At 71.7% G+C, this 1444-nt stretch carries 1 protein-coding gene; it reads right to left on the bottom strand.

The genetic code is table 11. The annotated features are described in order from the left end of the window. A partial coding sequence (locus ACWD3D_RS37060; protein WP_451465023.1) for an RNA polymerase sigma factor occupies positions 1-893 on the bottom strand: 893 nt, incomplete at its 3' end. Positions 894-1444 lie beyond the last annotated feature (551 nt).

Below are 1444 nucleotides of genomic sequence, written 5' to 3'. Positions count from 1 at the left end.
ACCGCGGCCGTTGCCTTCGCCTTGGAACCCGCCACGGAGAGCGGCTCGCGCAGCCGGGCCGCCAGGGAAGGGGTGCCGGACGCTGCCGCAGCGGCGGTCTGGCGGAGCCACACCAGCAGGACCCCCGGTACGGCGACGAGCCCGATGCCGGGCAGCAGGTTCTCCGGGGAGACGAGGCCGTCGTGATGGGCGTGGCACTGCGGGCAGTCCCGCACATGACGGCTGAGGCGCTTGCGCCACAGCGCGCCGCTCGTCCCGTCCCACTCCCGCGCCTCGGACACGAGCCCCGGGCAGCGGGGGGTGGCCGACAGGGCGTGGACCAGGGTGCGTGCAGCCTCCAGTCGCTCCTTCATCCGCTGGACCCGCACGGCCGTGTGCTTGCGGTCCAGGCCGAGGGAAGCGGCGAGTTCGGACCGGGTGAGGCGGCCCGACGCCTCCTCCCAGTAGAGGGCCAGCACCTGGCGGTCGGTGGGGTCGAGCCAGCGGGTCGCCCGGGCGAGATTGCGGCGTTGGCCGGTCAGGGCCAGTTCGGCGACCGTGCGTTCGGCGAAGTCCGGCAGGGGGTCGGCCACGCCCTCGACGTCACGGCGGGAGGTGTTCGCGCCGCCCGCGCGCCGTTGGTGCTGTTGGATCTCCCGGTACGCGATGGCCACCGCCCACGAGCGGAACCTCTCGGGCTCGCGCAGTTCGGGCAGACCGCGGACGATCCGCAGCATGGTCTCCTGAACGAGGTCGTCGGCGTCCGCGTGTCCGTTCAGGGACCGGCCGACGATCCCGTAGATCAGTGGCAGGTGGAGGGCGACCAGCCGCTCCATCGCCCGCGCGTCACCGTCCCGCGCGGAGTGCACGAGAGAGGCGACATCCTCCTCGGTGCCGGCCCGGTGCTCTGTCATGGTCTCCGCCCCACCGGTCATTCATCCGATCGATCACGCCAGGAGCCCGCATGGTGGCACAGCGCCGGTGGGCTGTAAAGATCCATTACGAGACGTCGGGCGGCCGGTCAGATGGCCTGATGCGTCCCACAACCCGCTTGTAGAAAAGGTGCGTTGGCGGAGGAAGAGCCGCATGGTCGTGCAGTGGAGGCGGCCCGGCGGTTTCTGGCTCGCCGGCGCTCCGGCCGGGCCGGGCGCGAGAAGCTCCGCTCTTTGGGGAGAAGTTTCTTGGAGATTTCTGTTATCCCCATCCGTCCCGCGCATCTACCAGGGCGCTGCGGCTCCTCCTGCCGCGGCCGGCACCCGGGCGACCGAGCCCGCTGCCGTACGAGCCGCACGAAGGAGTACCGGGATGGATCGAATACACACAGCACGGCCACCGGGTCCCGTGGACGGGGTCGGCCGTGGGCGAAGCGCCACCCGGCTGGGTGCCGTGGTGGTCGCGTTCGTGCTCGCGGTGTGCGGGTTGCTGGTGGGTGGTGCGGTGTCGCCGGCTGTGGCGGCGACGTTGC

It is taken from the genome of Streptomyces sp. NPDC002690 (assembly GCF_053592415.1).
The sequence above is the reverse complement of the archived record's forward strand: the minus strand, read 5'-3'. Positions and strand labels throughout refer to the sequence as shown.